This is a genomic window from Allocatelliglobosispora scoriae, assembly GCF_014204945.1.
GTDB classification, from domain to species: domain Bacteria; phylum Actinomycetota; class Actinomycetes; order Mycobacteriales; family Micromonosporaceae; genus Allocatelliglobosispora; species Allocatelliglobosispora scoriae.
This window is the reverse complement of record NZ_JACHMN010000003.1, coordinates 1,085,791-1,112,469: the sequence shown is the minus strand read 5'-3', so window position 1 is coordinate 1,112,469 and position 26,679 is coordinate 1,085,791. Positions and strand designations below refer to the sequence as shown.

Below are 26,679 nucleotides of genomic sequence, written 5' to 3'. Positions count from 1 at the left end.
GTGACACACCCCGACGCGCACCGCACGATCGAGACGGTCTGGCGGCTGGAGTCGGCCCGGATCATCGCGGCGCTCACCCGCCTCGTGCGCGACGTCGGGCTCGCCGAGGACCTCGCGCACGACGCGCTGATCGCCGCGCTCTCCGAGTGGCCGGAGACCGGCGTCCCGGCCAACCCCGGCGGCTGGCTCATGCTCACGGCGAAACACCGGGCCATCGACCGCCTGCGCCGCGACGACCGGTTCAAAGACAAGATCAAAGACATCGGCCACGAGTACGCCGACCAGCAGCGCGTCGCCGTCTTCACCACCGATGCGGAGTTCGAGGCGGTCCTCGAGGACGATCCGCTCTCCGACGACCTGCTCCGGCTGATCTTCATCGCCTGCCACCCCGTGCTGCCCACCCCGGCCCGGGTGGCCCTGACGCTGCGCCTGCTCGGCGGTCTCACCACCGAGGAGATCGCCAGGGCGTTCCTCGTCCCCGAACCGACCGTGGCGCAGCGGATCGTGCGCGCCAAGAAGACCCTCGCCGAGAAGAAGATCCCCTTCGAGGTGCCACCGCCGGCCGAACGCGCCGACCGGCTCGCCTCGGTGCTGGAGGTCGTCTACCTCGTCTTCAACGAGGGATATTCGGCGACGAGCGGCGACGACTGGATGCGCCCGGAGCTCTGCCGGGAGGCGCTGCGCCTGGGCCGGATGCTCGCCGAACTCGCGCCCGACGAGCCGGAGGTGCACGGGCTCGCCGCCCTGATGGAGCTCCAGGCGTCGCGGCTGCGGGCCCGTGTCGACGCCGACGGCCACCCGATCCCGTTGCCCGAGCAGAACCGGGGGCGCTGGGACCAGCTGCTCATCCGGCGCGGATTCGCCGCCCTGCTCCGGGCCCGGCAGCTCGGCCGCCCGGCGGGCCCCTATGTCCTGCAGGCCGCGATCGCCGCCTGCCACGCCCAGCCGGGCCCGACCGACTGGGTCGCGATCGCCACCCTCTACGAGTCGCTCGCCTTCATCGCACCGTCACCGATCGTGCAGCTCAACCGAGCTGTCGCGATAGGACAGTCGAGCGGTCCCGAGGCCGCGCTCCGGCTCGTCGACGAGCTCGCCGACCGGCCCGAGCTGCGCGGCTACCACCTGCTGCCCACGGTCCGCGGTGATCTGCTCGCCCGGTTGGGCAGGGATGCGGAGGCGCGGGCCGAGTTCGCGAAGGCCGCCGAGATGACGGCCAACGCCCGCGAACGCGACGTCCTCCTCCGCCGCGCCGGGTAACCGCCAGCGCTCCACCGCCGAGCCGGCGAGCACGAAGATCGTTACGTTTTGCAGCAAAGCGTGCCCTCGCGGCGCGAAATGACCACGCTTTGCTGCAAAACGTAACGATCGTGGGGTGCGCAATCCAGGAGAGGTTTCGGCGGGGGGCGCGACCTTAGGGTTTGCGCATGGCAGCTGCCAAGAGCGCCGTGGTGATCGGCGCAAGCATGGGTGGACTGCTCACGGCTCGCGCGCTCAGCGACGCGTACGCCAAGGTCGTCCTCGTGGATCGAGACACCCTTCCGGAGGAGCCCTCGGCCCGGCGCGGTGTGCCGCAGGACCGGCAACTGCACGTGCTGCTCGCCCGGGGCCGCACCGCGCTGGAGGAGCTCTTCCCGGGACTCACCGTCGAACTCGCCCGGCTCGGCGCACCACTGGTCGACCTGCACGGTGACGTGCACTGGTACAACGACGGTTACCGGATGAGCCGCGCCGACTCCCCGCTGATCGGCATCGGGATCGGCCGGCCGCTGCTGGAGCACGCGATCCGGGCCCGCATCGCCGCGCTGCCCGGCGTCGAGATCGTCGACGGCCACGAGGTGCTGGGGCTGACCGCGAGCCCCGATCGGCGGCGCGTCACCGGGGTCCGGGTGCGGTCGACGGCCGGGGTGGAGCGGACCATCGGCGCCGAGCTCGTCGTCGACGCCGCGGGGCGCGCATCGCGTACGCCGATGTGGTTGGAGGAACTTGGTTTCCGCCGCCCGGTCGAGGAGCAGGTGCGCATCGGCGTCACGTATGTCACCAGGACATACCGACGGGACAAGCGCCACCTCGACGGGTTGCTCGGCGCGCTCACCAACGCGATGCCCGGCGCGCCCCGGACCGGGATCGTCGCCGTGCAGGAGGACGGCGCCTTCGCCGTCGCGCTCAGCGGCGTGCTCGGCGAGGAGCCGCCCACCGATCACGACGGGATGCTCGCCTTCGCCGACACGCTCGCCGCGCCGCAGGTCGCCGAGGTGATCCGCGACTCCGAGGCGCTCGGCGACGCGGTGAAGATGCGCTATCCGATGAGTACGCGACGCCGCTACGAGCGGTTGCGCCGCTTCCCCGCGGGCCACCTCGTCGTGGCCGACGCCCTGTGCAGCTTCAACCCCGTCTACGGACAGGGGATGACGGTCGCGGCGCTGGAGGCGCTGCTGCTGCGGCGGCTCCTCGTCGACGGGACCGACGACCTGGCTCGACGGTTCTTCCGCGAGGCCTCGGCGATCGTCGACGGGCCGTGGTCGATCGCGGTCGGCACGGACCTGCGGTTCCCCGAGGTCACCGGGCGGCGATCGGCGAAGGTCCGGTTCGTCAACGCCTACGTCCACCGGCTGCACCGGACCGCGACCACCGATCCGGTGCTGGGCGCGGCGTTCCTGCGGGTGCTCAACCTGGTCGACCCGCCGACCGCGCTGATGGCACCGGGGATAGCGCTGCGGGTCCTGCGCGGGCCGCGCTCGGGCCGTTAGCGCTTCACCGCGCCCGAGTCCTTCGACACCATCAGGCTCGACGTGTCGACCGCCTCGAAGTCGCTGCCGTGCAGACCCTTCAGCGCCCGCAGCGCGTCGTTGGACCAGCGGTCGTCCGGGGCGCCCGAGATGTACCAGGACGAGCCGTTGTCCGCGATGATCACGCCGTAGCGCTGCATCGCGGCGGCGACCACCCGGGCCTGGGCGGGCAGCCGGGAGATGTCGACCGACGCCTTCAACCGCAGGCGCAGGCCCATCGGCGGCAGCGCCGCGTCGGTGCGGACCGACGCCTGGTGCCGGGCCGGCCACACGTACGCGTCCCGCGTCCTCGGCACCGTGATCCGGATCGCGTGGTCGATCCGCCCGGCCGCCACCTCGTCGTAGCGGACCAGTCCGGCATAGACGGAGAGCCCGGCCGCGTCGGCGGAGGTCCACCCGGCCGGGCGCAGCCGGTTGGAGCGCAGATCGAAGACGGCACCGGACCCGGCCCGCCACGTGCCGTCGCTCGACGGGTAGGCGGCGTACAGCTCGTAGACCCGGCAGCCCGGCGCGTCGACCAGGATCACGTGGCGGTCGCCGGTGCTGCTCCGGCCGCCCTCGACCTTGGCGTCGATCGGGATCGGATAGGGGCCCCTGTCGCTCTCGGACGCGTACTCGAAGCTGACCCGGACCTTCGCCTGACCCGGCTTGACCTGGGTGATCGGGATGCCGATCGGGGCGCCCTCCCAGGTGCCCGAGCCGAAATCGGGATGCATGGCCGCGCTCGCGCCGATGCTGGCGACATAGGTCGACGAGGAGCGGTGCACGGGGAGCTTCGAGACGTCGGCGCGCCAGACGTTGTCGGCGGGAAAGCCGTGGCAGGCGGCGGTCGCGGGGGCGCTGGGCCGCGGGATCGCCGTACCGGAGACGCCCGCAGTGGCGCCGGGATCGACGGCCTGCTCGACGGCCTGCTCGACGGGCGCGGACGAGGTCGCTGCCGCGATCGGCTCGCCGGGGTCGGCGGTGCTGCCGCAGCCCGCCAGCAGGGTCGCGGTGATGATCAGCGAAGCGGCACGTCGGCGCATGGTGCGCGCCCCTCTCGTCGGTGTCGGCGGCTCGGGCTGTGCTCAGGCACCGTAGCAACGAATTCCGACGCCAGGCGACGGCGACAGGGCGAAGGCGCCGACGGCACGGGGGTCCGTCGGCGCCTAACCGCATCGCTACCCGCCAAGGTCGTCCCCGAGGGGACGAGCGGTGCGGTCATCCTGGGACGCGGGATGGTGGCTTGATGCGCTGTCCCTGGAAACAGCCCCTTCGCTCCGCGTGTGGAAGGGCTATGACCAGGTAACCAGCGCGACCTTGCAGCAACCTTGTGGGAATCCCCGCCCAGCTCGGCCCACCCTTCCCGGCACGCGTCACCCGCGCCGCCGCCGCCCGCGCCGCCCCGCACCTGCGGCGCCCCGCCCCACACCCACGCCGCGCCGCGCCGCGCCGCCCCACGCCGCCCCGCCCCGCCCCGCCCCGCAAGATCCCACCTACTCTTCAAGAGTTGGTGCCATCACCGCGCGCGCACCCTTGCCTTGCGCGCTTGATCGCGTTGTTTCCCGGAAACAGCGCCCTCACCGACCCCCGGAAGGGCCAATTTCCCGGAAACAACGCGATCAAGCGGGTGGAGCGCCACGCGCAGAGCGCCACGCGCAGAGCGCCACGCGCTACACGGTCACCGCGGGGGCCGCGCTCTTGAGTTGCTTCGCGCTCTCCGCCGTCACCTGGATCGCCCGGATGATCGCCGGGATCGAGCCGATGAGCAGCACGATCGCCCAGATGATCGCCACGATCGCGAACACGATCCCGGCGATGTCGTCGGTGATGCTGACCAGGATCCCCGGCACCAGCCCGTGCAGGAACACCGCCACCACGTTGCCGAGCAGCGACGTGATCACCATCAGCACCAGGCCCTTGTTCTGCAGGAACCGCTGCTGCGCCGCGACGAGGCACACCACCGCCACGACCTTGAGGAACATGATCAGCGAGAGCACCGTCGCCGCCTCACCACGGGGGAAGGACCCCCACAGGATGAGATAGACGATCGTCCCGAACGGGAACGCCAGCAGCAGCGACACCATCAGGATCAGCTTCGCGATGGCGACGAAGAGCAGCACCAGCGCCGTGATGATCAGGATGATCGCGCCGATCAGCGTGATCACGCCCTGTGCTCGGGCGTGCAGCCGCTTGGAGGCGAGGATCGCCACGCCCATCAGCACGACCGTGCCGAGCAGCACCACGTCGATGAGCGCGAGGTAGCTGATCGCGATGCCGCCGGGGCGCTCGGCGGCGCCGGGTGGCACATCGGCGCCGAGCTGCTGCGCGGTGCCGATCGCCGGGGTCGTCAGGCCGAGCAGGAAGTTGCTCCCGGTCTCGACGGCGACGACGAGGCCCAGCGCGACGAGCGCGATGAAGAAGAACGGCGTACGCAGCCTATCCATTGTCCCCACCCACCTTCACAGTGCACTTCTCGCAGCTCAGCGTGATGTCGACGCCATCGCCGTCGACGGCTACCTTGATCTCCTTGCCCGCCTCGACGTCCTTGTCGAGCACGGCGTCGTCGTGCGGCGCCCGGGTGTGCAGCTGGAGCGCCTGGTCCGGCTGGAGCAGGACTTCGCGGAGGTCCTTGTCGGACCCCTTGACGGTGAGCACGCAGCTCCCCTCGATCGCCAGCACCGATTCGGTGAGGCAGGGCGCGGTCAACTCGCCCAGCTCGGCCTGGTCAGGGCTGCCGAACCAGCCGCCCAGCATCTTGACCAGGCCGTTCTGGGTCGGGTCGACGGTGACCTCGCCGTCGTCGCCCTGGGTGGCGACACCGGTCACGAAGAGCGCGATGATCACCACCGCCACGGCGGCGAGGATCTTCTGACCCCTGGTCAGCGCGGGCATCTCAGTGCTCCAGGTAGAAGCGGACGGTGCCGGCTTCGGTCGCGGTGCCGTAGTCGTCGAGCACCTGGACGTTGACGATGACCCAGCCGCTGTCGCGGGTGTTGTTGACGACGTTGTAGTTGAGGACCGGCATCGCCGGGGTGACCTCGCGGGCCGTCACGACCTGGCCGGGGACGAGCTGGATCGGACCGCAGGTCTCGCCGAGGATGTTGCGCGTGCACCGCTCGATCTGCACCGAGACGAGCCAGCGGGCGGGCCACGAGTCGGGCTGGGTCCAGACGACGTTCGGCATCCGCCCGGGCGGGACGCTGGAGTTGTTGGCGGGAGCCGAGACGACCGGCTTCGACGCGGCGGCCCCGATGCCGAGGTCGACGATGCTGCCCTTGCCCGCGAAGAGGCCGGCCGGCAGCGACTGGCGGACCACCGAGCCCGGGCCCCGGCCGTTGTCCCAGTTGTACTGCACGGCACCGACGACGAACCCGGCCTTGACCAGGGCTGCCTTCGCGTCGGCGAGGCTGAGCCCGGCGAGCTTCGGCACCGCGGCGAAGACGACCGGTGCGGCCGAGGCGGAGACGGACGGGCTGGGCGAGGCGCTCGGGGCGACCTCGGGCTCGGCGGAGCTGGGCCAGACCACCCAGGTGATGACGCCGATGACCAGCACCAGCAGCGCCGCGGCGATCACCATCCACCACGGGAAGGGCTTCTTCACCGGCGCGGGCGGCGCGGGCACCTCCAGGAGCACCCGGCGGCTGAGCACGAAGTTCTCCTCCGGCGCCGAGTCGGGCGGGTAGACGCGGGCTTCGAATTCGTAGGAGCCGGGCGGCGCCGTCGGCGGCACCTTGACGCTCACCAGGTAGGGCACGGAGGCGGCCGGTTTGATCGGCCGCTGCGGGTCGTCGATCGTGAACCACGATTCGTCGACGCCCTCTCCGGTGCGGATGTCGAAGACCGCGCGGGCGTTGCGCAGCGACTGGTTGGTGACGGTGAAGGTCACCTCGGCGGTACGCGACTGGTCCATCGCGACCCGCTCGGTGGCGGTGGTGACTACCCATTTAGCGGTCATGGCAGAGTTCCCATCTCAAACGTGGTCGCGGCTGGCTTCTCCAGCTCGACGATGTGCCGGACCCGCTCGGTCAGCTCAGATCCGGCGGGAATGCGGACGATCAGGTGGAACGGCCGGTCAGCGGGTTCTTCGATCCCGATCTCGGCAGGAGACAGTCCGGTCGCGATGGAGATCGCGGCCCGCAGCCCCGGCCCGGTGCCCCGGGACTGCGCCAGTGCCGTGCCGCGGGCGACCAGGTCCCGGCCGGAGCCGAGGTGGTCGACGGCGACCCAGCGGGCGAGGAAGGGCAGCATCCGTTCCGGCGTGCGGTAGGGGTGGAAGAGGTCCTCCACGGTGTCGAGGCGGGCCTCGCTCGCCTCGTGCAGCCCCTCCATGACGTCGAGCAGGGCGAAGAGCACGCCGCTCGGGTGCATGGCCCGCTGGTAGGCGGCCGGGAGCATCCCGGCGATCGCGTCACGCCGCATCGTCGATCACCACCTGGATGTCGTGGTCGCCCGAGACGAGCAGCCACGTCGGCGGGACGGTGACGAGCTGGGGCAGTTCGGTGCTGGCGGCGGACTTCCACTGGGTCGGGTTGACCCGGGCCTGGATGCCCCGGACCCCGCCCGCGAGGACCTGCTCGGCGGCGGCGATGGTCTGCACCGGTTCGAAGCGGGTCCGGTCGCGCAGCGGCAGTCCGCAGTTGACGGCCGGGGTCTCCCACTGCGGTGCCGAGGCCCGGGTGTCGAGGGTCAGCACCCCGGCGCTCTGGCTGGCGGCGTAGGCGATGCCGTCGAGGAAGTCGAGGTCCCAGCAGGTGCCCCCGGTCCACCCGGCGGAGAGCTCCTGCCAGCGGATGTCGGCCTCGAAAAGGCGCGCCCGGTAGCAGCCCTTGCCGGGCTTGCGCGGGTCGGCCATGCCGGTGCCGACCCAGAGCACGGTGTCGGGGCCCTCCAGCTGCACGGCGAGCGTACGCGTGTCGGTGCCCGCGAGTCCGATGTGGGCGAAGGTGCCCTGCCGTCCCCCGGCGGTGGAGAGGTAGATGCCGTAGGACGTCTGCGACGCCAGGGCCACGCCCCAGACGCCGCGCTCGGAGACGAACGCCTTCACGGAGTAGAAGCCCCGGTCGGGGTCCTTCTGGTCGACGATGATCTGCAGCGGCACCGCACCGTCCATCAACGACATCTCGTAGAGGCCGACATCCGAGGCGAGCAGCAGCGACACCGCCTCCTCGCGGTCGATCCAGGTCGCCTCCAGCACCACCGCGTCGATCTCGGCGATCTTGCGCCAGGTCTCGCCGAGGTCGGTCGAGACATAGACGGAGGAGCCGCCCTCGTCGGAGTTGGTGATCGCGGCGACGGTGCCGGGCCGGGCGACGACGCCGGGGCGGTCCGCGGCGGGCGCGGGCAGGACCTGCCGGACGCGCTCGCCGGGGAAGTCGCTGATCAGCTCCCATCCACTGCCGTCGTTGGTGGAGCGGAAGAGCTGCTCGGCACCACCGGCGTACCAGGTGGTGGGTTGGTAGTTGTCCGAGGCGAGGGTGCGGATGTCGTGGTCGGGCGCGTGGTCGACGACGAAGCGGACGCCCTCGACGTAGCGCACGCCAGGCTCGGCCTGCTCCAGGATGCGATACACATTGGAGGCTCGCAGCGGCTCGCCGAAGGCCCAGCCCTCGACGGTGCCGGGCGCGGGCAGCGGGCTGATCGTCTGGTAGAGGCGGTCGTGGATGCGCCGGCGGACCGCGTCGAGGTCCTCCTGCCGCCCGACGACGACCTTGCCGCGGATCGAGACCGTCTTGTAGCGGGCCCAGGTCGTGGTGACCGAGGTGCCGAGCGCGCGACGGCTGTCGAGATTGGACTGAGTGTCCAGCCGGACCTCTTCGAGCTGCCGCTCGATCAGGGCGGAGACGGGCAGGCGCCAGCCGGGCCGGGCCGCCTCGGGCACGAACGGGACCAGCGTCACCTCGACCTCGCCGGGCCGGGCGAAGGACCACATCGAGGCCCGGGTGAAGGCCCGCGCCCGCGCCACGGCGGGCGAGTCGGCGGTCGCGAGCAGCTCGAAGTCGCGCGCGGTCACCGCCCGGTGCAGGCTGAACAGCTCGTAGGGCCCGCGCCTCGCGGCAGCGTCGACCGGCTCGATGTCGCGCCCGCCCCGGGCCGGATCCACATTCGTGACGCGTACGCCACCGAGCTGATCCCGCAGCGTCGTCAGCGTCCCGGCGGCGACGTTGCCCCCGGAGCCGCCGCCGATCCGGTACCACATCCGGATCTCGCGGTGCGCCCCCGGCACGGCACCGGGCACCCCGGACCGGTCCAGGTCCGGCGCGAAGGTGATGACCCCCGAGGCCCGGTCCAGGATGTAGGCCCGGTCCAGCGGGGTGAGCCCCGCGAAGGTCTCCACCTGCCGCCAGATCTCGAACGTCTTGCCCTGATATTCCCGGGCGGCGGCACCGGTCGACGGCTCGGCCGTCTGCACCCCGAGCATCACCTCCAGCGCCTCGCCGGTCGTGACGAGCGGCGCCCGATCGGTACGCAGCACCTGCCCCGGCAGTCCCGTCCCGAGCCCGAGCAGCTCCCCCTCGACCAGCTCGCAGTGGTAGGCGCGGACGCCGACCTCGGTGGCCCCGGGTGCGATGACGGCCGGCGTGGTCGTGGTGAAGACGACCGGCTGCGGGTCGGCTCCCCGTGCGGCGAGGACCCGGGTGCCGATCGGGATGGTGATCCGCTCGGCGGTGTCCTGCCCCGTGCGGGTGAAGGTGAGCTCGACCCAGGCGGCCGCCGGCGGGTGCCGGGTGATCCCGAGCAGGTTGAGGAACTCGAGGTAGGCCTTCTCCGGCAGCCGGTTGAGCCGGTAGAGCATCACCTCGGTGAGGTAGGCGAAGGCCTCCAGCAGGGCCGCGCCCGGGTCGTGGACGGAGAGGTCGCTCCACTCCGGGCAGGAGCGTTGAACGCGGTCTCTGGCCTCGGTGACCAGGTCGGCAAAGGTGCGGTCATCCAGGTTGGGTACGGGAATCATGACAGGTCTCCGAGGGCGAGTGGGTAGTCGAGCGTGTCGACGGTGAGGGTCTGCTTGACCCGGTAGCGCAGGTGGATGTTGAGCCGGGAGGCGATGTCGGGATCGGGGTCGGCGTCGACCTCCTCCACCTCGACGCGCGGCTCCCAGCGGGCCAGGGCCTGGCGGACGTAGTGGATGGCGAGCCCGGCCGTCGTCTGGTCGTTGGGCGCGAAGAGGAGCCGGTGCAGGTGCGAGCCGTAGTCGGGCCGCATCAGCCGCTCCCCCGGCACGGTGCCGAGCAGCAGCATGATGGCCTGGCGGATCGCCTCGTCACCGTGGACCATCGCCAGCCGACCGGTGGCCGTGGTGACGACGCCGTCGGCGCCGGAGAAGCGCAGGGAGCTGGCGGTCATGAGTTTTCCTCCACAAAGGACTGGCCGGGGATCCGGACGCGGTAGTGCACGGTGCCGGGCACCGTGCCGTCGGTGAGTCCGTCGAGGGTGTCGAGCACGACCGCCTGGCCGTCGATGCGGATCCACTCGCTGTAGCCGACGGCCACGCGCAGGGTCTTCACGCAGGGCTTCATCGTGGCGCCGATGTTGGGGCACCGGACGATCGCGCGGTTCTGCGGATCGTCGTCGACGAGCACCGGGTGCCCGGCGATCTCGACCCAGTGCTGCGACGGGTTGTTCTGGACCTTGCCGTCGTGGTCGCAGCGGATGTCGAAGCTGTTGTCGACGAACTTCACGGCAGCACCGCCGACACGTCGAGCGACGGAACCGGCAGCAGCGCGCGCTCGAAGTCGACGCTCGCGGCCCGGATCGTCATGCTGTGGCCGGGCGCCTCGATCACCAGGTCGGTGTGGGCCAGGAGCCGGACCGTGCCGGGAGCGAGCTCCAGCGAGCTGCCGTCGGCGTTCGCCATCTTGATCGACTTTTCGGAGTCGTCGATGACGATGCTCTGGCCGCCCCCGCTGTGCAGGGTCCACCGCTGGACCGAGCCGCCGCTGACCCCGGTGTCCTTCGGGGTCTCAGGGCCGTAGATCGCGCCGAGCACGATCCCCTCGGCCGGGTTCTCGTGCGGCAGCGCGATCACGACGAGGTCGCCGGGGTCCGGCAGCGCCACGATCCCCTTGCCGGGGCCGGCACCGGGGCAGAGCACGCCCAGCCACCCGATGTCCAGGTCGCCGTAGGCGAGCAGGCTCACCTGCACCCGCCCCTTCGCGTCCGGGTCGTTGACCGAGGTCACCTTGCCGAGCGTCACCGAGGCACCGGTGGGCAGCGCGGCGGGCGCGGGCGGCTCGGTGCCGAAGACCGTGCGGTAACCCTCCGCCGTCACCGTGTGGACCGCCGAGCAGATCGGGTAGGCCCCGTCGATCGCGTCGTCGAGCCCGGTCACCGCCACGGTCCGGCCGGGCCGCAGCGCCACGTCGCCCCGCGCGGTCCCGCTCAGGCAGACCACGCGAGCCGCGCTGCGGTCCAGTGCCGCCTGGGCGGCTTCCGTCTGCAGGTCCACCGATTGATCCAGCAGGGTACGCGTACCGCCCGCGCCGGGGTCGAGCTTCCCGCCCGGCTTGAACCCGCGATCGGCTGCCCGCCCGGTGGTGACCTCCCCCAGCCGGGGGTGCCAGCCGATCGAGGAGACCTCGCGCACTGCACGGTCCACATTGGCCTCGACCCGGCACTGCCAGAGCGAGTCGCCGACCTTCAGCTCGACCGCGGCACCGCGCGGGCGCAGCCCGTCGATGACGAGGGTGTCGCCGTCGAGCACCAGGTAGCGCCCGCAGCGGGCGGCGGTCTGCGACAGCAGCTCCCAGTCGCTCTGCCGGTGCTGCACCAGCCGCTCGATCGACGAGCCCGGGTCCGGACACTGCACGGTGATGCCGAGGTCGGCGGTGAGCTCCCGAGCCAGGTCGGCGATGGTGACATGGGTGAAGACCCGGGGCAGCTGGCGTTTGCGCAGCTGGTGCAGCTTGTCATAGCCGCGCAGCAGCAGCGCCCGCTCCGAGCCCGGCCCGCGGACCAGCTCCACGGCGGTGACCTCGCCGTCGAAGAGCTCGTCGTCGCCGACCTCGATCTGCAGCCGCGCCCCGAACGCCCAGGACGCGTCGGCGTCGAGGGTCACCTCGGCCTGCGCGGGCTGGGAGAGCTGCCCGGCGACGCGCAGGGCGAGGACCCGGGCGTCGAGCCGAGCCCCGTCGAGGCGGATCGTCAGCGGTGGGATGATCATGACGGCACCCCCAGCACGGACCCCGACGGCACGCTCAGCGGGTTGGCGATCCCGTTGTGCTCGGCGAGTTCGCGCCACTTGGTCGGGTCGCCGAGAGCGTCGGCGGCGAGCAGGTCGAAGCGGACCCCCTGGCCGCCCGAGCCGTTGCCGACCGCTTCGACGGCGCTCGACGTGGTACGCCCCGGGGTCGCGGGCGGCTCCTCCGCGGAGCGCACCAGCTTCAGCCGCAGCCAGGAGCGGCGCGGCGTACCCGTCGTGTCGATCGAGTCCAGCCGCTCGGCGATGCTCACCACGACACCGGGCAGGTTCCAGCTCTTGCCCCACACCAGGCGTACCAGCGGCGGGCGGCCCTGTCCGTTCTCCGCCAGCCGCCACAGCCGCCCGGTCAGGGCGCGCACGTCGTCGGGGCGGTGCGCGGGCTCCAGCAGGTCCACGTCGAAGAGCAGGTCCAGGACGAGTTCGGTCCGCCCGCCACCGGTGAAGAGCAGCGTGTCGTCGGCGCCCGCGCCCACCACGGCACCCGGCAGGGCCGCTGGGCGTACCCCGGCGAGCCGGCGGATGACGAGGGTCTCCGGGTTGATCAGGCAGTCGATCCGTTCGCCCGTCGCGTCGACGAGAAAAGCTATGCGTTCCACGGCTGGCCCTCCTGTTCGCGTTGCAGCCGGGCGATCCGGCTCTGATCGGCGTCGACGGGCGGCGCGACCATCCACAGCGGTGCGTCGTCGAGCAGCTCGGGCCAGGTGGTCGGGTTCGTCGGCTGCTCGCCGTCGAGCAGCGGCCACGGGGCGCGGACGTCGCTCCAGACCGGGACCTCGGCGCGCGCCGGGTCACGCGTCCCCGGCTGCGCGTCGGCACCGGAACGGGTGTCCGCACCGGGCCGCCGGGCGTCGCCGGGCCGACCGTCGCCGCCGAGCCGGGTGTCAGTGCCGAGCCGGGTGTCAGTGCCGGGCCCGGTGTCAGTGCCGGGCCGGGTGTCGCCGCCGAGTCGGGCGGGTGCGCCGGGACGGGCGTCGGCGCCGGATCGGGCGGTCGGGGCGGCCCCGTCGCGCGGCTGGTCCTCGGGGCGCTCGGCCTGAGCCAGCAGCCACGGCAGGTAGCGGGTCGGCGGGTCGGCGCGGTCGATCCAGTCGGTGTCGCCGTACCTGCCGCCGGTCGCCGGGTAGCGCTCCACCATGGAGGCTTCGGCGCGTGGCTGCGGTTCCCGGTCGCGCTGGCCGTCGATCCACGGGCGCGCACCGGCTGCCGTGGAAGCGTCGGCGTCGCGCGCGCCGGCACGTGGCGCGTCATCACCACGCGGGTCGGCGCGGAGCGCGTCGGCACGTTCCGTGCGCCACCGCGGTTCCGGCAGCGGGGATACGCCCGTCGCCGCAGCACGGGTGGCCTGCTCAACCGGGCTCAGCGGGTCCGCCGCAATCGGAGGCACCGGCGGGAACGGGCCGACCGCGGCGCGCCGGTCCGCGCTCGGACGGCGATGGCCCGCCGTCGCTCGGTCCAGCAGGTCCGGCGAGCTCGACGACGCCGACCGGCCGATTCCCTCGCTCCGCGCGTCCGCGCCGATGCCGGGCGACGCCTGCGGGCTGGGGGCCTCGGCACGGTCCGCCGCCGGGCGCGGCCGGTCACCCGTCGCCGCGCGGGCCTTGGTGATCACGTCTGGTTCGGGGAATCCGCCGTATTCACCGGCGTCGGTCACGTCTGCTTCCCCGAACCAGACGTGATCATGTGCGGGGTCGCCGACCGGGCGGGCGATGTCGCGCTGCCGCACCGGCGGTGTCGCAGCGGCGCGCTGACCGGCCGCGCCGGACGGAGCCTCCAGAGCGCCGGTGTGCTCGCTCGCCGTACTCGTCGCTGGACGACTCGCCCGATCTGCGACCAGAGCGTCGCCGGCCTGCCGCGGCTCGACCCCTACCTGGTCGGCGAGCACCTCGGGCAGGCTCCGCCGACCGGTGTCGCTTCCCGGATCAGCACCCTGAGTGCTCTTCGCGGGGTGCCGATCGGCCGCCCCGGGCCATCCGCTCTCAGCGGGCTCGACCGCTTCCGGCGCCCACGGAGCCGGCCGCCGCACAGCCGCCGTCTCCGCAGAAGCGATCCACGGCTCTCCCACGGCAGACAGCTGCTCCCCGTCCGCCCACGCGATGCCGGCGGCCGCGGCCGCTGCGGAATGCTCGGCGATCTTGGCGTTGTGAGCACGCCCCGAAGCGACCTCTCCGCCCAGATCCGCGTACGCCGCGGGAGGCGCCGAGATCTTGGCGTGGAAGGCACGCTCCGGTGATCCCTCGGCGCCACGAGCTGCGATCTCCGCAGCGGCCGGGGCGAGCTGCGACGGCACCTCGGCGCCGGGTTCTGCCGCCTCGCCAACGGCGGGCTGCGACGGTAGCGCGCCGCCATCCGCGCGGGCCGAGGTAGCGGCGGGGGCCGCAGACACCGGCTTCCGCACAGCCGAGCGCGCCGGTGGGCGTACCCGGATAGGGCCTGCGGGGTTGTGGTTGTTGCCGGGGCCCGGCTGGGGGGCGAGGCCCCCCAGCCGAACGACCGGAACGAGCCCGCGAACCCAGCCGGCCAGGCTACGCAGCCGCGCCGACATTGCTGGTCTCCCGCGAGATGCCGTCATGAGCGAGGACGAGCGTCTCCACGGCGAGTTCCCGGCTCATCGCGTCGAGCGGCGAGCCGTACCACTCCTGGGGCCAGGCGTTGACGAGGTTCCAGCGCAGCGCTTCCGCGGAGCCGGAGCTGTCGAGCATGACGATGGAGACGTTGCGACGGCTGACCCGGCCCTCGACGGCGGTCATCAGCCACTCCCAGAGTTCCAGGGAGGAGGTGAGGCCGAAGCGCAGCGTCACCGGCAGGTAGCTGACGCGGCCGGGGATGGCCCGGACCACGGAGTTGTTGCCCGCCTCCCGGTAAGGGATCGTCTCGACCTTGATGCCCAGGCCGCCGACCTCGGTGAAGTGGCCCTCGGTCACGTTGTTGATGAGCAGCTTGAAGTTGTAGGCGCGGTACGGGTCCACCAGGTTGCCCGGCTGGGCGGCGGGACGCGCGGTCACGTCGGGCATGTCAGGCTCCTGCCTGGTCGCCGCCGACACCGGCGGACTGGCTGATCTTGAAGATGACGAACTCGGCCGGCTTCACGGGCGCGACGCCGATCAGCGTCACGACCTGCCCGGCGTCGCGGACCTCGGCGGGGTTGGTCTCCTCGTCGCACTTGACGAAGAAGGCCTCCTGGGGCGAGCGCCCCTGCAGCGCGCCGTCGCGCCACACCCGGGTGAGGAACGCGTCGATGTCGCGGCGGATCGACTTCCACAGCAGGTTGTCGTTGGGCTCGAAGACGATCCACCGGGTGCCGTCGCCGATCGACTCCTTGAGCATGTTGAACAGGCGGCGGACGTTGAGGTAGCGCCACTCGCTGGCACTCGCCGCCAGGGTGCGGGCACCCCAGATGCGGATGCCCTCGGCCGGGAAGTGCCGGATGCAGTTGACACCGGCGGGGTTGAGGATGTCCTGCTCCACCTTGGTCACCCGGTAGCTGAGGTCGACCGCGCCGCGAACCGCCTCGTTGGCGGGTGCCTTGTGCACGCCGCGCAGCGTGTCGGTCCGCGCCCAGACACCGGCGACGTGGCCGCTGGGCGGGGTGCTGACGACCTCGCCGGTGAGCGAGTCGCGCACGACCAGCCACGGGACATAGAACGTGCCGTAGTCGGACTGGCGCGGCCGCAGGCCGGGGCTCTCCTCGGCCGGAGCCGTCTCCCCGTCGGCGGGCTTGTCGGTGGCGGCCCGCTTCGGCTTGGCCGGCGCGGTGCCGGTGCCGACCCGGGTCAGCTGCTCGACGTCGCCGACCTGCTCGGGGCCGTCGAGGATCGCCATCCGGTCGCCCATCAGCTCGCAGTGCGCGAGCAGATCCTCATAGGACAGCGCGTCGGTGTATCCGGGCGCGGCCACGATCGCGACCTCGTCGATCGCCTCCAGCAGGCGGAGCCCGCTGCGCTGGCGGCCCTTCCCGGCGAGCGGCTCGCCCTGAGGGATGTTGACGACGTAGCAGCGACCGCCGCCGTTGTCGAAGAAGCCATAGACGGCCCGCGACAGCGGCGTGCTGACGGTGGCGTCACCGACGAACACACGCAGGAACTCCGACCAGCTGTTGATCGCGACCGCCTCGTGGCGGCGGGCGCTGCCGAGGGGAGCCGTTCCGACGAAGCCGGCGGTGCTGGTGCCGACCGACTCGATCGGCCTGCTGCCACCGGACACCTCCTCGACATAGATGCCGGGAGAGGAGTACATGGGCATTGATCAACCTCCTTAGATCTCGCAGGTGATGACGACGGGTTCGGCCGAGACGGCCGCAACCTCGGCGGTGAGCCGCAGCCCGCGGCCCGTGACCAGCAGCGTGAGCGGCTGGTCGGCGATGACACCGGTGAGCGTGAAGTGCCCCCGGGTGTCGGTGTGGGTGGTGGCGGTCCCGTCGTGGGCCGCCACCCGCATCCCGGCGAGCGGCACGCCGCCGGGTGTGACCACCCGGCCGGCGAGCCGGCCGAGCGAGACGGTGGCGAGCTGCGGCAGCGAGGTCACCCTGGGTCCGCTGGGCGCGGCCGGGGCGACCTGGATGGGTACGTCGAAGAGGAGCCCCAACCGGTGCGGGGTGGCGAGCGCCTGCCACAGGTCGTCGGGCACCTGATCCGGGATCAGGTAGGGCTGCCCCACGACGAGCACCCGGTCGAGCACGTCCATGGCTTCGGCGATGGACCCGGCCTCGGGGATCTGGGCGAAGACGAGGTACCGCACCCGCAGGCGCAGCGCGGCGCCCACCTGTGCGGGCATCGTCTCCGGCAGCACCGCGACCGGCCACACCCCGAGCCGGGCACTGTCCACAGTGCTCTGCGGGTGGGCGAGCTCAGCCGGGACACCGGTCTCGGCGAGGCTCGCGAGCAGCATCGCGGTGCCGCGGGCCAGCGCTCCGGTGTTCTCCTCGTTCGGCATGCGCACCTCCGACTGTCGCGTGCCTTCGTGGCACGGCTGACAGACAGAGCGCGGGAGATCGGCCGCTGATACGCCCGCTCATGTCGCCTGGGCGACGGTCGGAGCGCTGATATCCGACCGCACGATCACGGTCACGGCCGCCGCACGGCAGCCGCAACGCACGATCGTCGCAACTCTTGAAGAGTTGGTCCTAAGAAACCCGTTTAGGACCAACTCTTCAAGAGTTGCGACGATCGTGGGCTAGCAGAACCAACCGTCCTGGACCCAGCCGTTGCGGTTGATGTGGCCGTAGGCGAAGCCGAAGATGTAGCCGCCGCTGCGCGGACCCTTCACGAGGAAGGTCTGCCCGGCGTAGAGGGTGCCCATCCAGGCGCCGTTGGGGTCGGTACGCACGAAGAGCGACTCCGCACAGACGGTCTCGCGGACGCCGATCGTGCCGTTGGCGGCGATAGCGGTACCGGGAGCGAGCACGACGAGGGCGGTGGCGACGGCGAGCGCGACGAGGACACGCTGCCACAGCGGTTTGGTCGTCACCATGAGTCGTAACCGCCGATGCACTCGATCCGGATGTAGCCCCAGTCGTTGGGGCCGAAGTCGAAGGTGGCGGCCCAGCCGTTGTAGACGGGGTGCGCGCCGGGTGTGTGGCCGATCTTGTCGGCATAACCGAGCACCCGCTTGAGCTGGTTCGGCCCGCCGGCGGAATCGTAGTTGGCGTAGAAGCTCGCCGACTGGCAGACGTTGATCGCATGCCGGGGTACGACCGGGCCCGCGACCGCGGCAGCACCCGTCGAGACCGTCATGGCCGTCACGGCGAGGCCGGTCAGCCCGGCCCTGATGATTGTCTTCACGCACACCTCCCGAGGTGATAAATATCTACAATCGTAGATGCCAGGATGCGGGACAATCAAGATCGCCGCAACTCTTGAAGAGTTGGTCCCAAGAAACCCGTTTAGGACCAACTCTTCAAGAGTTGCGGCGATCTTGGGACGCGGCCTGGGCGGCCTGGGCGGCCTGGGCGGTCAGGCTACGCCGGCACCGAAACAGGTGAAGCTGTGTGCGGTGGCCCAGTGCTCGGGCGGGGCCTTGTGCTGGGCCGCCGCCATCGCCGCCGCCGGATCGAGGCCCGCCCCGAGGTGTCCGTGCAGGCTCAGCATCAGCTCCCGGGTCGCCTCGTCGTTGACCGGGCCGATGCTCGCCACCAGGGTTCGCGTACCGGCGCTGAGCAGCGTCGCCGTCAGGCCCATCAGCTCGTCGCCGGGGTGGACCGCCGAGAGGCCGGTGTCGCAGGCGGAGAGGACGACGAGGTCGGGCGCCTTGCGCAGGGTCGTCAGGTCGTGCACGGTCATCGGGCCGTCGGCGAGGTTGATGTGCGAGAAGAGCGGGTTGTCGGCCCGGAAGGCACCGTGCGCGGCGAGGTGGGCGTAGCGGGCGCCGTCGATCGCGGTCAGCGTCGCCCGGACCGTCGCCTGCGGCCCGACGAGCACCTTGCTGTCGGGTGCCCGTTCGGCGAGCGCCAGCACCTCGGCGATGGCGTGGTCGGGGCGCTGGGCGGCGATCAGCACGGTCCGCTCCCCCAGCCCGGTCGGCGTGGCGGTGGCGCCGTGCCACCAGGCGGTCGCCGACGGCGCCACGGTCACCGAGCGCCCGGCACAGCTCGGCAGACCCGACCAGGGCAGCGCCTGCAGCGCGCCGGTCGGCACGATGACGAGGTCGCGATCGCCGATGAGGCGGCGCACCGGCAGCAGCAGCCACCCGTCGAGCTGGTGCAGTCCGTGCCGGGCGGCGGCTTCGGCGGCGGCGAGGGAGGCCGGCGACCCGTAGTGCAGGACGAGGCGGCGCAGGGCGAACCGCAGCGCTGCGATCTCCGGTCCGATCAGAGCCGCTTCGCACAGCGGCAGGACGTGCACCCGCCCGGCGGCGGCGACGACGGCGAAGAGCGTGCCGTCCTGCTCGACCAGCTCCAGCAGTGCCCGATCGCCGAGCGCCCCGACGATCCGGTCGACCGAGGCCGGTGTGTCCACACTGGACGTGGCTGCTGCCGTACGCCAGGTCCGGCGGCGGATCGACTCCTCCAGTGCCCGCTGGCGGCGCAGCGGGCGGGCCCGGCGTACCGGATCGCCCTCGTAGCCGGCGATCTCCGCGCTGACCCGCCGGAGCTGGGCCAGCTCGCGCAGCAGCTCGGGATCGTCCTGCGGTGCGGCGGGCGGCAGCCGCAGCGTGGCCGCCCGGAAGCGTTCGGCCCAGGCGAGCACCTGCCGGGGCGCGTGCTCGGCGAGCGCCAGCCGCACCCCGAGCGCGGCGATCTCGGCGCCCTCGGCCGAGCTGAGCACCCGCAGTTCGGTCGCGCCGAGGGCGGCCCGGTACTGATCCAGCAGGCGGATCCCGGCGAGCAGGGCCCGCTTCGCCCCGGCCGGGTCGCCGAGGTGCAGCCGGCTCAGCGCCTGCCCGTGCCAGGCCCGGATGCGCTGCCGGGCGGGGCCGGGACCGGGCTTGATCGCGGCGAGTTCGGCGAGCGCGTCGAGGTCACCGGTGGCCGCCGCCTTCAACCGGGCCTCCAGCGCCTGCTCGGGCCAGCCCGCCGCCGCCAGCGACACGGCGAGGGCGCGCAGCCGGGCCGGGCTCTGCCGGGGCGCGGAGCGCAGTTCGAGGTAGCGGGCGTGCACCGCCCAGCGGTCGCGCTGCTGGCGCTGGAACGCCTTACGGGCGAGGCCCGCCGCCTCCCGGGCCGCCTCGTGGTCCCCGGCGGCGAGCGCGGCCTGGGCGAGCAGCAGCCGGGCCTGTGGCAGCAGCGCACCGAGCCGGGCCGTCGTCGCCGACTCGACCGCGTCCTGCGCCGCCTCCCGCGCCTCCGGCAGCAGCCGGGCGGCGAGCAGCAGCTCGGCACGGTCGATCAGGGCCACCGCCGGGCGTGATCCGCTGCGGCGGAAGTGCTCGTCGGCGCGGTCGTACCAGGTCAGGGCGTTGACGATGTCGCCGCCCTGCGCCGCGACGAACCCGAGGTTGTGCTGCACCTGCGCGGCAGCGGCGGTGAGGGAGAGCTCGCGGTAGAGCTCCTCCGCCCGCCCCAGGTCCGCTCGGGCCTGCCCGAACCCGCCCCGGTACGCCTGCAGCACCCCCCGGTTGGTCAGCGCCCGTGCCTGCCAGAGCCGGTCGGCGTGCCGGCGGAAGCTCGCCAGCGCCGCACCGTAGGCGTCGAGGGCCTCGCCTTCCCGGCCGACCCGGCGCAGCAGGATGCCGTGCTGCATCCGGGCCCGGGCGAGGGCAAGACCATCCAATGCGGACAATGCTCGGTCGATCTCCCGCAGGGCGGCGCGGGACCGGCCGAGGTCGTCGAGGACGAGGGCGAGGCTCATCCGGGATTCGGCGGCGAGGGTGAGCAGGCCGTGGCGCAGGGCGACGGAGATGGAGCGGCGGAGGTGCTGGGCCGCGAGGCCGGGATCCTGCTGCTCGCGGGCGGCGAGACCGAGAACGCGCAATGCGCCGGACTGGGCGGCGGCATCTCGCTCCCGCACGGCCTTGGCCAGCAACGCCGTCCCGAGAGTTCGGGCCCGGCGTGGGTCGGCCATGACTAGGGCTAGCGCGCGCTCATGCTTCGATACACTCCCATCCGCCTACGCGGACGGCTGTCGACTGTCGTCGTTCTGACAGTTGGCGATGTATCAGATCACCCGTTCGGGCTCTCTGTCTTGCGAGCACGCGAGGGATGTGGGAGGACAACGAGTATGGCTATGTCGGAAGATCGCCTCCAGCAGTGGCAGGAGCGGCGCGCGCGCCGAATGACCCGTCTGAGCTGGCTGGGCAGCGAGACCAAGGCCGGTCGCAAGCCCGTCTGGTTCGCGCAGAACGAACTGCTCGTCCTCTCCGATCACCGGCAGGCCGCTGAGCACGTGCTCGGCCGCCTCGGCCACGCGGACGGGATCACCGAGACCGAGCTCGTCCCCGGCCTGCTGCGCCTGCGCGTGGACGGCCTCGATGTCGCCGCCGCCGCCCGCGGGGTCCGGCAGGCCGCCGCCGAGGACGGCGACACCCGCGCGGTGGTCAGCCCCAACCATGTCTTCGTCTCCGCGCCCTTCGAGCACGGTGGCCCCTTCGGCCCGCCGCAGCCCGCTCCGAAGCCGCTGCTGAAGCCGGGCAACACCCGCTCCAACGGCGAGGTGCCGGTGATGGTGATCGACACCGGGGTGTGGCGCGACAGCCCGCTCCCGGCGAGTGCATACACGGCGAGCGCGGCGGACTACGAGAACGACACCGATGTCGACCACGACGGGATGCTCGACGGCGACGTGGGGCACGCCAACTTCATCATCGGCGTGATCGCCGCACGGACCCAGAAGGCCGACGTGCGGGCTGTGCGCGTACTCGACACGTTTGGTCTGTGCACCGAGGCCGACCTGATCGCGGCCCTGGGCCGGGTGACCGGCGAGAAGCTGGTGAACCTGTCGCTCGGCGGCTACACGCTGGACGACCAGCCGCCGCTGGCGCTCGCGGCGGCGATGAAGTCGCTGCTCAGCGGCAAGGAGCGACTCGTCGTCGCGGCCGCGGGCAACGACGGCCTGCGGGACCGGCCGTTCTGGCCGGCCGCCTTCGCCGGGACCGACGCGGAGTGGGCCGAGCAGGTCGTGGCGGTCGCCGCGCACGACGGCCTCGGCCTGTGCGAGTGGAGCAACGCCGGCGACTGGGTCACCGTCACCGCACCCGGCTCGGACATCACCAGCACCTTCGTCAAGCACGAGCGGTTCCCCACCGGCTGGGCGCTGTGGAGCGGCACCTCCTTCGCCACGCCGCACGTCGTCGCCCTCCTCGCCGAGCAGATCAGCCGCACCGGTTCGGTCGAGGTCGCCCTCAAGGCCGTCCTGACGGCGGCTCGCGCGCGCGTCTTCAGCGGATACCCGGGGCTGCCATGACGGTGGGATCGCAACACATGACGCTGCCGGAATCGGAGACCGCCGCCCTGCTCGATCGCGCCACCAAGGGCGACCAGCAGGCGTGGAACGCGCTGGTGGACCGCTACTCGGGTCTCGTCTGGTCGGTCGCGCGCAGCTACCGGCTCGGCTCGGCCGACGCCGCCGACGTGCACCAGGCGACCTGGCTGCGCCTCGTCGAGCACCTCGGCAACATCCGCGAGCCGGAGCGCCTCGGCGCGTGGCTCGCCACCACGGCCCGGCGGGAGGCGCTGGCCGTGCTGCGCCGGGCCAGCCGGGACCTGCCGGTCGCCGACCTCCTCACCCTGGAGCCGCGCGACGCGCCCCGGCAGGACCTCGACGACGACCTGCTGCGGCATGAGCGCGACCGCGGCCTGTGGGAGGCGTTCGGCCAGCTCCCCGGCGCCTGCCAGAACGTGCTGCGGCTGCTCCTGCTCGACCCGCCGCCCAGCTATGCCGAGGTCAGCGCGGCCTTGGACATCCCTATCGGCAGCATCGGACCGACCCGCGCTCGTTGCCTTGATCAACTGCGACGGAGGCTGACGGACTGATGTCCACTCTCGACGATGATGACGAGTTCTTGATGAATCTGAACGGCCTGACCACACGCATGGACCCCGTCCCCGCCAACGTGCTCACCATGGCGAAGGAGAGCTTCACCTGGCGCGACACCGACGCCGCCCTCGCCCTGCTGGTGCAGCAGACCTCGCTCGCCGAGCTCGCCGGCGTCCGGGGCGACGACCAGCCCGAACTCTTCACCTTCACCGCCGGCGACCTCACGATCGAGGTCGAGGTCGCGGTGACCGGCCTCACCGCCGGGCTGACCGGCCAGCTCGTCCCACCTCAGCACGCCCGGATCCGGGTCGATCACGCGGACGGCCCGACGTGGGTGGACGCCGACGCCCTGGGCCGCTTCGCCGCGGCGGGGATAGCGCGGGGCCACCTGCGCCTGAGCTGCTACCCACCCGACGGCGGCCCGGTCATGACGTCCTGGACCCTGGTCTGACCTCCCTGAACTTTAATGCTGGACACACCGCGAAAACGGCGACAGAAGTCAGGGAATGCGCGGAGGGCTCGAACCCAGTGGGTTCGAGCCCTCCGCGCGTTTCGGGGTCACCAATAGTGCTTGCGACCGACGGGACGGCCGAGGGATCCGGCGAGCCAGAGCACCGCGCCGATCACCAGCAGGACGATGCCCACGGTCTGCAGGATGCCGACGTGAAGCAGGAGACCCAGCACGAACAGGACGAGGCCAAGGATGATCATCTTTCCACCTCCGAGGGGAGAGCTGCGGTGTGTCCGCGCAGCTTCATTACCCGGATTCGGCGAAAAGAATCCTCCATCGCTGAGGCTCCCGTCACGTTCCCCCGCACGGGCAGCTCAATTCGGCCGATAAGAGCACATGATGGAGGTTTGGCACGGGGCAATCGGAGAAATGATCTCTGAATCCGACACCCGGTCGGAAGCCTCGCGGAGGGAGCAGGACGTGCAGACCATGCCATGGACGATCATCGCGGCACTGGGCGCGATGACGCTGGCGCTGCTGCTGGTGGAGGTGGTGCACCGGGTGGTGCGGCGCCTGGGCAGGCGGTCGGTGGTGCTCGCCGGGTTGGCCTCGCACGCGCACCGCCCGTTCCAGGTCTTCAGCGTGGTGCTCGCCCTGCGTACCGTGATCCACGTCTCCCGCATCAGCTTCGACCTGCGCGAGGGCGTGCTGCACGCGCTGGGGATCGCCCTGATCGGCGCGGGTGCCTGGCTGCTCGCCGCGGTGCTGCTCGCGATGGAGGACGCCGCCGAGGCGCGCTTCCGGATCGACGTGCCCGACAACCGGCACGCCCGCCGCATCCGCACCCAGGTCGTCATGCTGCGCCGGGTCACGATCGCCGCGGTCGTCGTCGTCGCGCTGGGCCTGGCCCTGATGACCTTCCCGCAGGTCCGCACCATCGGTGCCAGCCTGCTCGCCTCGGCCGGAGTCATCGGCATCGTGGCGGCACTCGCCGCGCAGAGCGTGCTCGGCAACGTCATCGCCGGGCTGCAGCTCGCCTTCAGCGACGCGATCCGGCTCGACGACGTGGTGGTGGTCGAGGGCGAGTGGTGCCGGGTCGAGGAGATCACCCTCAGCCACGTCGTCCTGCAGATCTGGGACGACCGGCGGCTCATCCTGCCCACCTCCTACTTCACCACCAAGCCCTACCAGAACTGGACGCGCACCCGCTCCGAGGTGCTCGGCAGTGTCGAGTTCGACGTGGACTGGGCGGCACCCGTCCCGGCGATGCGGGCCGAGTTGAGCCGGGTCGTCGAGGCGAGCGAGCTGTGGGACGGCCGCGTCTGCGTTCTGCAGGTCACCGACGCGGTCGGCGGTGTGGTCCGGCTCCGCGCCCTGGTCAGCGCGGCCGACGCGCCCTCCCTCTGGGACCTGCGCTGCCGGGTCCGCGAGGCGATGATCGCATGGGTACGCGACGAGCGCCCCGACGCACTCCCGCGCAGGCGTGCCGAGCTGAGCCAGAGCACCGCACGTGCGCCGTGGACCTGGACCCGTACACCCTCCACAGCGGACGGTCGGCACTCCCGGAGCGAGGGCAACACCCATCTCTTCAGCGGCAGCGAGGACGGCGACGCCCGTGGCAGCGCCTTCACCGGCCCCGAGCACCCCGAGCCGACCCTGCAGGAGTTGACCCTGCGCGAGCAGGACGCGCTCGACGAGGTCGACCCGATCCCCGCGCGCTGATCGCATTCTCCGCACTTTCGCGGCCCGGCCGTTTCAGCGATGATCACGGCACTGGTCCACGAAGGGAGCCGACAATGACGCGCAGGGCCCTCGTACTCGGCGGCGGCGGGGTGACCGGCGTCGCCTGGGAGCTCGGCCTCATCGCCGGTCTCGCCGAGGCAGGCCTCGACCTGCGGACGGCCGACCGCTTCATCGGCACCTCCGCCGGCTCGGTCGTCGCCGCCCAGATCACCTCGGACGCGGACCTCACCGAGCTCTACCAGCAGCAGCTCGCCGGGCCGGGAGCCGAGCTGACCGCGAAGATCGGGGCGAACTTCTACGCCACGATCGCCTGGGCGCTGCTGACCCACCGGGACGGCGAGTCCTTCCGGCGCCGGATCGGTGCGATGGCGCTGGCCGCGAAGACCCTGCCCGAGGCGGAACGCCGCGAGGTCATCGCCGCCCGGCTGCCCTCCGACGAGTGGCCCGAGGCGGAGCTGCTGATCACGACCGTCCGCACCGACACGGGCGAGTTCGTCGTCTGGGACCGCGAGAGCGGCGTCGGCCTCATCGACGCCGTCGGCGCGAGCTGTGCCGTGCCCGGTGTCTGGGCACCGGTGACCGTCGCCGGGGTGCGATACATGGACGGCGGGATGCGCTCCACCACCAACGCCGACCTCGCCGAGGGGTGCGAGCGGATCGTCGTCATCGCGCCGACGGTGGTCGGCGGCGGTGGCGCGATGCCCAAACTCAGCGACCACGTCGCCGCGCTGCGCGAGCGCGCCGAGGTGGTGGTGGTGGTCTCCCCCGACGCGGCGGCGAAGGCGGCGATCGGCCGCAACGTCCTCGACCCCGCCCACCGGGCCCCCGCCGCGCGCGCCGGCCACGCCCAGGCCGCGAGTGTCCTGGCCGAGATCCGCGCGGTCTGGCAGCTCTGAGCGACGCTCGCCGGGTCCCGTTGTGCTGGCCACGGCCACGGCCACGATCGCCGCAACTCTTCAAGAGTTGGTCCTAAAACCGTTAGGACCAACTCTTGAAGAGTTGCGGCGATCTTGGGGTTACTCCGCGGGAGGAGCGTCGGGGGCGTAGAACTTCGTGGTCGCCTCGACCGCCGCCGCCACCTGGTCGGGATCGGCGCCCGACGCGGCGAACGCCGCACCCCAGGCGGCGCTGCTGCGGGCCATGAAGTCGCGGGCCTCGGGCGTGGCGATCCACTCCGGCTTCTTCGCGTCGTCGATGGCGCCGCCGCCCAGGAAGAGGTCGAGGCCGAGCAGGGTGAGGTCCCAGCCGACGCCGACCGCACCCGGTCCGAACATGCTCCACATGCCGGGGTCGACCGTCGCGGCGTGCTCCAGCTCCAGCAGGGTCCGCCCGTCGTCGGTGGCGCTCAGGCGCACCTCGACCTCGTTGACATCGCCCTCGGCGTGGGTGTCGCCGAAGATCCAGGTCACGGTGAGCAGGTGCGGCGGTTCGCAGCGGACGATCTCGCCGCCCGCGTTGCCCTCGATCTGGTATCGACCGCCCAGGCGCAGGTCACCCGTGACCGGCAGGAACCAGCGGGCGATGCGCTCCGGGGTGGTGATCGCCTCCCAGACGTCGGCGACATCGGCGTCGTAGGTCCGCCGGAGCACCGCCGTGTGCGCCGATCCCCGCTCGCCGACACTGCGCTCGGTACCGCTGAGCTGGGCGTCGAGGGACTCGGTCAGGTCTTTCTCCGTCATGCTGCTTCCTCGGTTTTCGTGATCGCCGTCGGTGCGGCAGTGATCGCTGTCGGTGCGGCCTCCGCGCGGCGGCGCTCCCGCCTGCCTCGGGCGAGCTCGGTGCCGAGCGCATCGAGGCGCTGCTCCCAGAAGCCCCGGAAGCCGTCGAGCCACGCGTCGATCTCCCGCAGTGGCGCGGGGTCGATGGCGTAGAGGCGGCGGGTGCCGTCGGCACGAACGGTCGCGAACCCGTTCTCCCGCAGCACGCGCAGGTGGAGCGAGACCCCCGGCTGGCTGATCCCGAACTCCGCCTGAACCGTCGCGGTGAGCGCGCCGGAGGTCTGCTCACCGGCGGCGAGCAGCTCCAGGATCCGGCGCCGGACCGGGTCCCCCAGGACATCGAACGCGTGCATGACGGCGACTATACCAGCTTTCACTTATATAAGCAGAGACCATA

Annotated in this window: 27 protein-coding genes; 7 read left to right on the top strand and 20 right to left on the bottom strand. The window is 72.1% G+C overall.

The window, feature by feature from the left end:
• Window positions 1-1,257, top strand: a complete 1,257-nt coding sequence (locus F4553_RS31550) for an RNA polymerase sigma factor (RefSeq protein WP_184843396.1) — start codon at window positions 1-3, stop codon at window positions 1,255-1,257.
• 167 nt (window positions 1,258-1,424) lie between these two features.
• Window positions 1,425-2,747 carry an FAD-dependent monooxygenase gene (locus F4553_RS31545; protein WP_184843393.1) on the top strand — a complete coding sequence of 441 codons (1,323 nt, stop codon included), beginning with the start codon at window positions 1,425-1,427 and terminating at the stop codon, window positions 2,745-2,747.
• On the opposite strand, the gene F4553_RS31540 is transcribed toward F4553_RS31545, so the two are convergent.
• From F4553_RS31540 to F4553_RS31460, 17 genes are all read right to left on the bottom strand, one after another.
• Window positions 2,744-3,811 carry a hypothetical protein gene (locus tag F4553_RS31540; RefSeq protein WP_184843391.1) on the bottom strand — a complete coding sequence of 356 codons (1,068 nt, stop codon included), beginning with the start codon at window positions 3,809-3,811 and terminating at the stop codon, window positions 2,744-2,746. The genes F4553_RS31545 and F4553_RS31540 overlap by 4 nt on opposite strands.
• Before the next feature lie 627 nt (window positions 3,812-4,438).
• Window positions 4,439-5,212 carry a hypothetical protein gene (locus F4553_RS31535; protein ID WP_184843388.1) on the bottom strand — a complete coding sequence of 258 codons (774 nt, stop codon included), beginning with the start codon at window positions 5,210-5,212 and terminating at the stop codon, window positions 4,439-4,441.
• Window positions 5,205-5,660 (bottom strand): hypothetical protein, encoded by a 456-nt coding sequence (locus tag F4553_RS31530; protein ID WP_184843385.1) that lies wholly within the window; start codon window positions 5,658-5,660, stop codon window positions 5,205-5,207. Before F4553_RS31530 ends, F4553_RS31535 begins: the two co-directional genes overlap by 8 nt.
• Window position 5,661: 1 nt before the next feature.
• On the bottom strand, window positions 5,662-6,723 hold the full coding sequence (locus tag F4553_RS31525) for a Stk1 family PASTA domain-containing Ser/Thr kinase (RefSeq protein WP_184843384.1): 1,062 nt from the start codon (window positions 6,721-6,723) through the stop codon (window positions 5,662-5,664).
• Entirely contained in the window at window positions 6,720-7,187 is a 468-nt protein-coding gene (locus F4553_RS31520; RefSeq protein WP_184843381.1) for a phage tail protein, read from the bottom strand. Before F4553_RS31520 ends, F4553_RS31525 begins: the two co-directional genes overlap by 4 nt.
• On the bottom strand, window positions 7,177-9,717 hold the full coding sequence (locus tag F4553_RS31515) for a putative baseplate assembly protein (RefSeq protein ID WP_184843379.1): 2,541 nt from the start codon (window positions 9,715-9,717) through the stop codon (window positions 7,177-7,179). The genes F4553_RS31520 and F4553_RS31515 overlap by 11 nt, the downstream gene beginning before the upstream one ends.
• Window positions 9,714-10,109, bottom strand: coding sequence for a GPW/gp25 family protein (locus tag F4553_RS31510; RefSeq protein WP_184843376.1), 396 nt, complete (start codon window positions 10,107-10,109; stop codon window positions 9,714-9,716). The genes F4553_RS31515 and F4553_RS31510 overlap by 4 nt, the downstream gene beginning before the upstream one ends.
• Window positions 10,106-10,444: a hypothetical protein gene (locus F4553_RS31505; protein WP_184843372.1), complete on the bottom strand. Its 339-nt coding sequence runs from the start codon at window positions 10,442-10,444 to the stop codon at window positions 10,106-10,108. The genes F4553_RS31510 and F4553_RS31505 overlap by 4 nt, the downstream gene beginning before the upstream one ends.
• A complete protein-coding gene (locus F4553_RS31500; RefSeq protein ID WP_184843369.1) occupies window positions 10,441-11,925 on the bottom strand; it encodes a phage baseplate assembly protein V in 1,485 nt (494 codons plus the stop codon). Before F4553_RS31500 ends, F4553_RS31505 begins: the two co-directional genes overlap by 4 nt.
• Window positions 11,922-12,560, bottom strand: coding sequence for a CIS tube protein (locus tag F4553_RS31495; RefSeq protein WP_184843366.1), 639 nt, complete (start codon window positions 12,558-12,560; stop codon window positions 11,922-11,924). Before F4553_RS31495 ends, F4553_RS31500 begins: the two co-directional genes overlap by 4 nt.
• Complete coding sequence (locus F4553_RS31490; protein WP_184843363.1) at window positions 12,548-14,347, bottom strand: hypothetical protein; 1,800 nt, start codon at window positions 14,345-14,347, stop codon at window positions 12,548-12,550. Before F4553_RS31490 ends, F4553_RS31495 begins: the two co-directional genes overlap by 13 nt.
• Window positions 14,348-14,486: 139 nt before the next feature.
• Entirely contained in the window at window positions 14,487-14,975 is a 489-nt protein-coding gene (locus F4553_RS31485) for a phage tail protein (protein ID WP_184843360.1), read from the bottom strand.
• A gap of 1 nt (window position 14,976) precedes the next feature.
• A complete protein-coding gene (locus tag F4553_RS31480; RefSeq protein WP_184843357.1) occupies window positions 14,977-16,203 on the bottom strand; it encodes a phage tail sheath family protein in 1,227 nt (408 codons plus the stop codon).
• A gap of 12 nt (window positions 16,204-16,215) precedes the next feature.
• Complete coding sequence (locus tag F4553_RS31475; RefSeq protein WP_184843354.1) at window positions 16,216-16,893, bottom strand: carboxypeptidase regulatory-like domain-containing protein; 678 nt, start codon at window positions 16,891-16,893, stop codon at window positions 16,216-16,218.
• A 240-nt stretch (window positions 16,894-17,133) separates the two neighbouring features.
• Window positions 17,134-17,430 (bottom strand): hypothetical protein, encoded by a 297-nt coding sequence (locus F4553_RS31470; RefSeq protein WP_184843351.1) that lies wholly within the window; start codon window positions 17,428-17,430, stop codon window positions 17,134-17,136.
• Window positions 17,424-17,741: a hypothetical protein gene (locus F4553_RS31465; RefSeq protein ID WP_221470556.1), complete on the bottom strand. Its 318-nt coding sequence runs from the start codon at window positions 17,739-17,741 to the stop codon at window positions 17,424-17,426. The genes F4553_RS31470 and F4553_RS31465 overlap by 7 nt, the downstream gene beginning before the upstream one ends.
• A gap of 171 nt (window positions 17,742-17,912) precedes the next feature.
• Window positions 17,913-20,459, bottom strand: a complete 2,547-nt coding sequence (locus F4553_RS31460; protein WP_184843348.1) for a CHAT domain-containing protein — start codon at window positions 20,457-20,459, stop codon at window positions 17,913-17,915.
• Between the two features lie 156 nt (window positions 20,460-20,615).
• On the opposite strand from F4553_RS31460, the gene F4553_RS31455 reads away from it, so the two are divergent.
• From F4553_RS31455 to F4553_RS31445, 3 genes are read left to right on the top strand one after another with little or no spacing between them, the layout of a single operon-like run.
• Window positions 20,616-21,797 (top strand): S8 family peptidase, encoded by a 1,182-nt coding sequence (locus tag F4553_RS31455; protein ID WP_184843345.1) that lies wholly within the window; start codon window positions 20,616-20,618, stop codon window positions 21,795-21,797.
• A gap of 23 nt (window positions 21,798-21,820) precedes the next feature.
• Window positions 21,821-22,366, top strand: coding sequence for an RNA polymerase sigma factor (locus F4553_RS31450; protein WP_376776351.1), 546 nt, complete (start codon window positions 21,821-21,823; stop codon window positions 22,364-22,366).
• Between the two features lie 32 nt (window positions 22,367-22,398).
• On the top strand, window positions 22,399-22,821 hold the full coding sequence (locus F4553_RS31445) for a hypothetical protein (RefSeq protein WP_184843339.1): 423 nt from the start codon (window positions 22,399-22,401) through the stop codon (window positions 22,819-22,821).
• Between the two features lie 107 nt (window positions 22,822-22,928).
• Here F4553_RS31445 and F4553_RS31440 read toward each other — a convergent pair whose 3' ends face one another.
• On the bottom strand, window positions 22,929-23,081 hold the full coding sequence (locus F4553_RS31440; RefSeq protein ID WP_184843336.1) for a DUF6131 family protein: 153 nt from the start codon (window positions 23,079-23,081) through the stop codon (window positions 22,929-22,931).
• 220 nt (window positions 23,082-23,301) lie between these two features.
• Here F4553_RS31440 and F4553_RS31435 point away from each other — a divergent pair, with 220 nt between their 5' ends.
• Window positions 23,302-24,543, top strand: a complete 1,242-nt coding sequence (locus F4553_RS31435) for a mechanosensitive ion channel family protein (protein WP_184843333.1) — start codon at window positions 23,302-23,304, stop codon at window positions 24,541-24,543.
• A gap of 74 nt (window positions 24,544-24,617) precedes the next feature.
• Window positions 24,618-25,460, top strand: a complete 843-nt coding sequence (locus F4553_RS31430) for a patatin-like phospholipase family protein (protein ID WP_184843330.1) — start codon at window positions 24,618-24,620, stop codon at window positions 25,458-25,460.
• 120 nt (window positions 25,461-25,580) lie between these two features.
• On the opposite strand, the gene F4553_RS31425 is transcribed toward F4553_RS31430, so the two are convergent.
• The gene (locus tag F4553_RS31425; protein ID WP_184843327.1) at window positions 25,581-26,243 is read right to left on the bottom strand and encodes an SRPBCC family protein; all 663 of its coding nucleotides are present in this window, start codon (window positions 26,241-26,243) and stop codon (window positions 25,581-25,583) included.
• A complete protein-coding gene (locus tag F4553_RS31420; protein ID WP_184843324.1) occupies window positions 26,240-26,635 on the bottom strand; it encodes an ArsR/SmtB family transcription factor in 396 nt (131 codons plus the stop codon). The genes F4553_RS31425 and F4553_RS31420 overlap by 4 nt, the downstream gene beginning before the upstream one ends.
• Between the last annotated feature and the right edge of the window lie 44 nt (window positions 26,636-26,679).